The organism is Clostridium sp. (genome assembly GCF_051656525.1).
Classification (GTDB): Bacteria; Bacillota; Clostridia; order Clostridiales; family Clostridiaceae; genus Clostridium.
Genome location: NZ_JBOGCC010000280.1, coordinates 1 through 8,037 on the forward strand (window position 1 = coordinate 1; position 8,037 = coordinate 8,037).

Below are 8,037 nucleotides of genomic sequence, written 5' to 3' on the forward strand. Positions count from 1 at the left end.
TTTTTTCCATCAATTTTTTTATTCTCGATTAAGTCTTCAACTTTTATCATAAAATCTCCTTTAAAAAAATTTTTATAGCATTGATACAAGTGTGACATTTTAATTTATAATTTATTTATCAAGTTTTTTTAATATTGTACTTACTTTTGATATAAGGTCTATATCATTGTTATCGAGCTTTCTATAAAATGTTCTTCTACTCATTCCAAGCTGTTTTGATAACCAAGTAATCGTCTTATTATGCTCTATTAGCTTCTTTCTAATCGTTATTAAAATAGACATATTACCTCCTTGACTCACATGAGTCAATAACATTCTACTTTATTTTTCCCAAATTGTCAAAAACTTTTTTCTTGTGTTTTGACACATGTGAGTCGCATTAAGTATAATATTTTTATAGGAGGTACTATGAATAAAACTATCGGAGAATTTTTAAAAGAGTTAAGAGAAAAAAATAATCTTTCTCAATCCCAATTGGCTTATAAAACTGGTATAAGCACTAGTGGGATTTTTAGATTTGAAAACGGTGAAAGACTACCTTCACATGACACTCTTGAAAAATATGCAAAATTATTTAAAATAAATAAACTTTATTTATTAAAATTGGCTGGGTATTTTTCTGATGAAGATTTATTAGATTATACTAATCCAATTGTTAATGAAAAAATTGAAGAACAATTAGATACTGTTTCAAATGATACCTCTTCTACTATACCTGTTTACGCCTCTGCTTCTGCTGGATGTGGAAGGGTGGCTGATGCTGAACCTGTTGCATTTGTTAATGTTCCTTTCAAAGAGTATGATTGTATAGGAGTAAAAGTTCATGGCGACTCTATGAGTCCAACTATTACTAATGATGCAATTGTTATCTTAAAAAAAGGAGCTGAAGTTCTTTCAGGTGAAGTTGGTATATTCTTTGTCAATGATGAAACATTTGTAAAAAGATTTGTTGAAAAAGATGAAATTATTCTACTTTATTCAGATAATACTTGTTATGAACCTATTATTGTAACAAAGAAAGATGATTTTGAATGTTGTGGAAAAGTTATTAAAACTATAAATAAAATATAATTGAGGGGGAATTTTTATGTTACTTTTAATCATCTTTATTTTATTAATACTGTTTTTAGTATTAGTTATTAAGACAGGACTTACTATGAAAAAAAACAAAGACTTATTCTTTAAAAACAATCCAAAATTTAAAAGTGGTAAAGTATTTAGTTTGATGGGTCTTTTGAAAGTTTATGTTTGTGAAGATGGAGATATCGCCGCAATATTTGATAAGGGTGGAAACCAATATTCAATCTTAAATATTAAAGATATTAGAGATTGGGATATTATCCAAGATGGAAACAGTTCTAAAAAACTTGGTGGAGCTGTTGCTGGTGGCCTTTTATTTGGTGGAATTGGATTAATCACTGGTGCTATATTAGGTGGTAAAAAACAATACATTAGTAATCTTACACTTGTTTTAAAAACAAATAATTTTAATAATCCAAATGTTGAACTGGTATTTATTAATACCAAAACATCTATCAAAGATGCTAAATTTTACTTAAACCAATTACAAGATCTAACTTCTACATTAGAAATATTAGCTGAAAATAATAAGATAAATAATAACACAGCAGAAGCTGTGTAAAATAGAAAAAAGGTGATTAAAATGCTTTATTTTAAAGATACAGAACACTTTATAAATTATTGTAAAAAATACAATAAAAATTTTACTGAAGAGTACTTTATAGATTTAACAAATTTAATAAATCTTGGTTTAGAAGGGAATAAACAGGCTATTAATTTTATTAAAAAATTCTCATTTTTATTAAAAAATGCTAATGAAAATAAAGATGAATTAATTAAATGTGCTTTACTTCTTAAAGAATTTAAAACAGAAAAATACAAAAATATGCTTGAAGAAATTCCAGTTTTTAATGATAATGAAGCAATTACAAAAGCTGAACTTATCCTTGAAAGAAAATTCTCAGAAGAATTCAAAGCTTTTCTAGATGAATTAAGTTTACAAGTTAAAAGTGGACTTTTTTTATTTTGGCAAAATAGAGATGAAATTGCGTATATTGGAGAATCTAAAGATATTGGCGGAGTCCTTTTTTCTACTTTAAAAACAAAAAAATTTGATGCCGAATTAGTAAGCATTGTCGAACTGGACAACCCAATTGATATTAAATTAATAAAATTATATTATGTTTCAAAACTTAAACCTCACCTTAATAAAGCTGATGTAAATGAATATTCTCCAAGTTTTGATATTAGTTATAATTTACCTAAGTCAAATTTAATCAAAATATTTGACTTATCTTTAGATGATTTCATCTAAAATATATAATAATTTATACTAGGGGGATTTAATACATTATGAAAATGCGTGATATTACAAATATAATAAAACATAATATGGCTTTAAAATATACAACCAATAAAAATAATCATTATGAAATTGATTTTACTTTTAAAAAAAATATAAAAGAACTTACAACATTGCCTTGTTTTGAAACTTTTTATGATTTACACGATTTTTTTCTTAATACTGATGCTATTATATTTTTTAAAAATAATGATAATATTTCTGTTTTTAATAGAGTTAATACTCTTAAAACTTTATGCTCTTTATATGTTAGGAGTTTTAATAATTTTTATCCTGAAATAAATGAATATACTATATCATTTAAATTTAAAGAAACTAATGACCTTGAAGTAATAGCTAAGACAATGTTATCTTTAAATAAAGCTTTAAATCAAATATTTTCAGGGAATTCTTTAAATAGTTCTTATCAACTTTCAAACTTTGACCAAGGTTCCAAATGGATTGATATAATAATAGAAAAAAAAGAAGCTTTTGCCTGCTTTGCAGCTGTTATAGGTTTTGTAGCTACTATAGCTAATAAAATTCAAGAAATTAGATTAAACGAAGCTAATATTATTAAAATTAAAACTGAAACACAAGAAAAGTTGAAGGATAATAAACTAAAAGACCTTGAAATTGAAAAGCTAAAAAAAGAATTAAAAATTTTAGAAGCATCCAATCAATCTAAAGAATTACAAACTCTTCTTATAGATAAAGAAATTGAAAATAAAATAGTTGAGATCATTGATAATTACTATAATTCAGATAAAAACTTTGAATTACCAAATAGAATTAAATTTGCTATTGATGAATTAGTAGAACTTCAAATAGAAAAAAACTACTTTAGACCAACTGATTTGATAGCCTATAATATTCCACAAAACGATTTAAATCCTTGGGGATATATTGAAGAGTCTGAGAAGAAAAAAATCGAATATAAAGAAGAAAAAGAAACTGATATATAGTATATATAAAATAAAAAAATTAATATAAAGGAAAGTAATATGACTGTTGAAGAATGTAAAGATTTATTTAAACTTTGGAAAGAATCTTTAACCGAAGAAGAAAAAAATATTATTTATGAATATTCTAAATTTTTATACGAAGATGTCAACACCGCTCTTTTATCTAAAGATAATTTATTCATAGAACCTTTTTTAACTGAAATTGGTTATCTTGATAACGCATTAAGCAAATTTAAACTTCCTTTTGCTGTTGAAGTATATAGAGCTGATGAAGAAAATGAATTTTTAACAGCTCAAAAAATTAAGGAAGCATTAGATAGTGTTGCTGAATTTTATCATGAATATCCTAATTTTATGTCAACTTCATTTTCTAGAGAAGCTGTTTTGGAAAGAATTGATTCGACAAATAGATTGCCTGAAGCCGTAGCTCTTCTTCATAACATAAAATTATCTGAAGGATCTCATTGTGGATATCTCGATAGTGACTTATCTTATTTCCCAAGTGAAAAAGAAATTTTGGTAGCTAGAGGATGTTTTTATGTCATTGATGAAGTTATAATCAACAATATTTATACAAATATTGTTGAAACTAAAGGATGGTGTGATTTTGATATTTAATTTTAAAAATAGGAGGGATTTATTATGAACTATACAAAAAGAAGTTTTCCAGGAACATATATTAGAGTTAATAAAAATGATATAACTGAAGAAAAGTTTAACAATTTAAAACTTCTATACCCCAAAGCTATGATTATTCTAGAAAGAGAAGATATAAAAAATAAAACATTCCTCTATTCTTTTAAAGAGGTACCTTATCGAAAAAAGGATTTTGAACGTCTTTATTTGAAAAAATCTTCAATTTATGACTATTGGAAACAATTAAAATTTAATATTGATTTTTCTTTTAATGCTACATATTATTCAAATAAAATTTTGCATATTCCAGAAAATAGAAATAATATCTTTTTTGAATTTAAAATTAACCTAGATGAAAACAAAACAGTATCTAACTTTATAACTTGGGAAGAAATTCCAACTAATTTATTAGGAGAAGCTAAATGAAAATAAAAATAAATAAAATTATATTAGATGAAATAAATTTTAAAAAAAATAAAAACTTGATTAATTCTACACAAAATTTTATAGTAAAAACAAAAGGGCAAATAGGATTACCTACTGAGCTTGAATTTACAGAATCTGAATATATTGATCTTCTTGTTCATTCAATCGTTACAGTTAACTCTTCCAAAGAAGATGAGACTAAAGAAGAATATTTTAATTTAACTTTAAAATACTCTATAATTTTAGATTTATTTAAAGAACCAAAAGATATTTTACCTCTTGAAAAAATTAATGTTGTTAATGAAATCGGAAAAATCATTCAATATGAAGTTGAAAAACAAATTAAATATATTTTAGATCAAAGCGATATTAAAGAAATTGAAAACAAATAAAAAAGCGAGAAACTTCCTCGCTTTTTTTATTTTAAAATAACCATTTTTGAACTTTTTGATTATATTCATTTTGAATTTTTTCTAATTCTTTTAATCTTTTTTTGATAGATTTCCTTATTTCTTCTGATGCTCCTAATAATGAAAATAATAAATAACTAGTATTCCCCCACTTAATTGTATAATAATCATTAATAAAAACATATTTTTCTAAAAAATCTAAAGATTCCCAATAATCAAAGTCTAATGTTTCTTTTTCTGTTCCCCCTGAAGAAATAGGATATTCAATTTCCCAAATTTTGTCATTAATATGTTTTAAATTAACTATAAAATACATATTTTTATTAGTATCTAAAACTTCAAATTTTAACATATAATCCTCCTTAGTTTCCTTTTAATTTATATTTCTTTTTATTTAAAAATCCAGTTAAAGTTGATTTTGGATAATTTCTATTTGGATCTAGTCCTCCCGCAATTAAATATTCTTTATATTCCGTTTCAATTTCTTCAAAAGTAACCTCTTTAGCTCTTTTTCTATTTAAGTCACTTTCTATTTTTATGCTAGTGATTACTCTACCTTGTTTTATACTTGTTAAAGATATATTTATATTATAATTTTCATTTAATATTTTCTCAATCTTCTTTAAAACCATTGAAGCATAAGTTGTAGGATACTTATCAACTGTATCAGTTATCTTTTTAAAATCATCTACATTAATTTCAGGAATTGGATACCCCTCATAATCTTTTACAATTTCATAAACAACTTTAGCAGGATAAAATTTAATGTTTTTATGTTCCTCGTAACTTAATGATAAATAAGGTGAAACTTCTAATTCAGAATGAGGCATTCCAGGAAGGTCTATTTGCTGTTTTTTGGCTATCATCATTCTTAAGGCATTAATTGTAACTGGTTCTAATGTAATCTCTATAAGGTTATTTTTATTCTGTATTATTGATGGTATAAAACGAGATTTAATAGTTCCTATACTTTTATCTTTTCCTAATATATTAAATTCAAATTCTTTATCATAAATTTCTTTAACTTCTTCATAAATTTTATTATATGAATTAAGCCTTGGACTGCAATTATCTTTTATTTCTTCAACTGCAAATTTAAATATTCCAGTTAAAACATTTTTTTCTAGTTGCTCATATGCCCCTTTAAGAAAATAATTAAATAAATCTAGTTGTAAAGCAGTTAATGGAACATTATTAGTTACAATAATAGATGGTTTAAATAAATCTACTTGTTTTTTCATTATCTCCCCTTTTAATACTTTTAATACTTTTAATACTTTTGTATAGCTGAATCATTAATAAAATCAAAGCCTAGAAGAATAATACTCTAAATATTTGTCAGCTACACTCTAAATATTTGTCAGCTACACTCTAAATATTTGTCAGCTACACTCTAAATATTTGTCAGCTCTGAAAAATACTCTAAATATTTGTCAGCTATACTCTAAAACCTTGATTTTATTAAGTTTTCAATGTTCATAAAAGAATACTCTAAATATTTGTCAGCTATTTTACGAATACTCTAAATATTTGTCAGTTTCGACTAAATATTTGTCAGCTTATATTATTTTTTTGTTATACTTGTTATGAATTCTTGTATTTTTTTGTACTCTTCATCAGATAACTTTTGCTTTATTGTTATTGTAGTTCTTTTAGGGGTTCTTTTAACTTCAAAAGTTTTAAGTTCTTTTATTTTTTTGTTTTCTTCTTTATTAGATTCTTTTAAATCTCTAAGAATTTCTTTCAGTTCATCTCTAGTTTTATCTTTATATGATAAAACTAAATCTTCCTCTTCAGTATGGTATTTCTTATCTTTATTATTTTTTATAAGTTCTAATAAAATTTTATCCAGGTAATCAGCTTTTACAGGTCCAATCTCTTCTAAAATTTCTTTTATAACTGGATTAAAGTCTATTGCCTTTTTTATTGCATAAAATTGACTTTTAGCAATTCCAAATATTTTTAAGATATCATCCATAGGAACTTTATCCTCTTCAGATAATTTGTTGAATTTATAGCTTAATTCCAGGATTGATAAATCTTTTCTTTTTGTGTTTTCATCTATAGATACTTTCTCTAGTAAATCTACAGGAGTTCCTTCTCTAAAAACAACTGCTTGTTTTTGCCATATTTTATTAGGATTTTCTTCTAAAATTGTTTTTAATGCAAGAGATCTTCTCCATCCACTTACTATTAAATATTTATTGTGTCCTTTTTCTAAAAGATATATTGGATTTAGTAATCCTGAGTCTTTTATTGAATTTACAAGTGGCAAGAACTCTTCTGATTCTTTAACTTTATCCTCTGAATCTAATCTATTTATAAATGTTCTATCATTAAAATCTATTTCTTCAATTATTTTTTTTGTAATGTTGTTTATTATAGAGTATTTTGCAATATTACTTTTTTCTAAGTTTGATGGATTTAATGCAAAATTGCTCTTTAAATGATTATTATTCATCATAGCTTCTCCTTTTAGTTCTTCTCTTAATTTTTGAATTATTGGTGTTTCACTCAACTCATACAAATAAGTTAAATCTCCTTCAAAATTTAGTTGATATACCTTCATTAAATCCTCTTTAAAACTTCTTTTGCTAATGCTAAATAGTCTTTAGCACCATTTGAATTTTTATCTAGTTCTACAACTGATTTATGGTTATAATTTGCTTCAGCAATCTTTATATTATCTCTTATAATTGTATTAAATACAGCATCACCAAAATGATTTTTTAACATATCATGGAATTGATTTTGAAGTTTTGTTGCTTTTTTAAATTTAGTAACAACTATTCCCATTATATTTAAGTTCTCATTAGTAGCCTCTCTAATTTCATTAACAGAGTCAAGTAAATCTGCAATTCCTTCTATACTGTTTTCTTCAGCTTGAAGAGTTATAATAATATCATCTGCGGCCTCTAAGGCGTTATAAGTGGCAAATTCAAGGGCAGGAGGACAATCTATAAAGATATAGTCGTAATTGCTTTTGATTGGCTCTATGGCCTCTTTTAAAAGCTCTGACCACCCAGCTGATTTATCATGATATAATCCAAACTTTGACATTTTAATATTGTTTGGAATATGATCTAGATTTTTTTGAATATTTATAATAACTTCATTTATTTCTTTTTCACCTTTGAAAACATCAACTATAGTTTCAAGTTCTCTTTTCAATAAATCACAGTTAGTAGTCAAATTTCCCTGGCTATCCATATCTATAGTAAGAACTTTTTTGCCTTTT

The 8,037-nt window shown here is 24.8% G+C and carries 12 protein-coding genes; 7 read left to right on the plus strand and 5 right to left on the minus strand.

Annotated features, from left to right (window positions below; all coding sequences use genetic code 11):
- Positions 1–111: 111 nt before the first annotated feature.
- Positions 112–282, minus strand: coding sequence for a hypothetical protein (locus tag ACRDDY_RS14185; RefSeq protein WP_438565601.1), 171 nt, complete (start codon positions 280–282; stop codon positions 112–114).
- Positions 283–408: 126 nt separating this feature from the next.
- On the opposite strand from ACRDDY_RS14185, the gene ACRDDY_RS14190 reads away from it, so the two are divergent.
- Genes ACRDDY_RS14190 through ACRDDY_RS14220 form a run of 7 tightly spaced genes read left to right on the plus strand, consistent with a single transcriptional unit; the run spans position 409 to position 4,781 of the window.
- Positions 409–1,071 carry a LexA family protein gene (locus ACRDDY_RS14190; protein ID WP_438509654.1) on the plus strand — a complete coding sequence of 221 codons (663 nt, stop codon included), beginning with the start codon at positions 409–411 and terminating at the stop codon, positions 1,069–1,071.
- A gap of 16 nt (positions 1,072–1,087) precedes the next feature.
- On the plus strand, positions 1,088–1,642 hold the full coding sequence (locus ACRDDY_RS14195; RefSeq protein WP_438509655.1) for a hypothetical protein: 555 nt from the start codon (positions 1,088–1,090) through the stop codon (positions 1,640–1,642).
- 21 nt (positions 1,643–1,663) lie between these two features.
- Entirely contained in the window at positions 1,664–2,335 is a 672-nt protein-coding gene (locus ACRDDY_RS14200) for a hypothetical protein (protein WP_438565602.1), read from the plus strand.
- Between the two features lie 38 nt (positions 2,336–2,373).
- Positions 2,374–3,327, plus strand: coding sequence for a hypothetical protein (locus tag ACRDDY_RS14205; protein ID WP_438565603.1), 954 nt, complete (start codon positions 2,374–2,376; stop codon positions 3,325–3,327).
- Between the two features lie 39 nt (positions 3,328–3,366).
- Positions 3,367–3,945, plus strand: coding sequence for an ADP-ribosyltransferase (locus ACRDDY_RS14210; RefSeq protein ID WP_438510730.1), 579 nt, complete (start codon positions 3,367–3,369; stop codon positions 3,943–3,945).
- A gap of 24 nt (positions 3,946–3,969) precedes the next feature.
- Positions 3,970–4,389 carry a hypothetical protein gene (locus ACRDDY_RS14215; protein WP_438565604.1) on the plus strand — a complete coding sequence of 140 codons (420 nt, stop codon included), beginning with the start codon at positions 3,970–3,972 and terminating at the stop codon, positions 4,387–4,389.
- Positions 4,386–4,781 (plus strand): hypothetical protein, encoded by a 396-nt coding sequence (locus tag ACRDDY_RS14220; protein WP_438565605.1) that lies wholly within the window; start codon positions 4,386–4,388, stop codon positions 4,779–4,781. The genes ACRDDY_RS14215 and ACRDDY_RS14220 overlap by 4 nt, the downstream gene beginning before the upstream one ends.
- A gap of 31 nt (positions 4,782–4,812) precedes the next feature.
- Here the strand turns inward: ACRDDY_RS14220 and ACRDDY_RS14225 are convergent, their stop codons facing one another.
- From ACRDDY_RS14225 to ACRDDY_RS14240, 4 genes are all read right to left on the minus strand, one after another.
- Positions 4,813–5,151 carry a hypothetical protein gene (locus ACRDDY_RS14225; RefSeq protein WP_438565606.1) on the minus strand — a complete coding sequence of 113 codons (339 nt, stop codon included), beginning with the start codon at positions 5,149–5,151 and terminating at the stop codon, positions 4,813–4,815.
- Positions 5,152–5,161: 10 nt separating this feature from the next.
- The gene (locus tag ACRDDY_RS14230; RefSeq protein ID WP_438565607.1) at positions 5,162–6,040 is read right to left on the minus strand and encodes a replication initiation protein; all 879 of its coding nucleotides are present in this window, start codon (positions 6,038–6,040) and stop codon (positions 5,162–5,164) included.
- Positions 6,041–6,363: 323 nt separating this feature from the next.
- Positions 6,364–7,368 (minus strand): ParB/RepB/Spo0J family partition protein, encoded by a 1,005-nt coding sequence (locus ACRDDY_RS14235; RefSeq protein WP_438565608.1) that lies wholly within the window; start codon positions 7,366–7,368, stop codon positions 6,364–6,366.
- Positions 7,368–8,037 (minus strand): ParA family protein (locus tag ACRDDY_RS14240; RefSeq protein WP_438565609.1); only part of this gene is annotated, 670 nt, incomplete at its 5' end. The genes ACRDDY_RS14240 and ACRDDY_RS14235, both read right to left, overlap by 1 nt.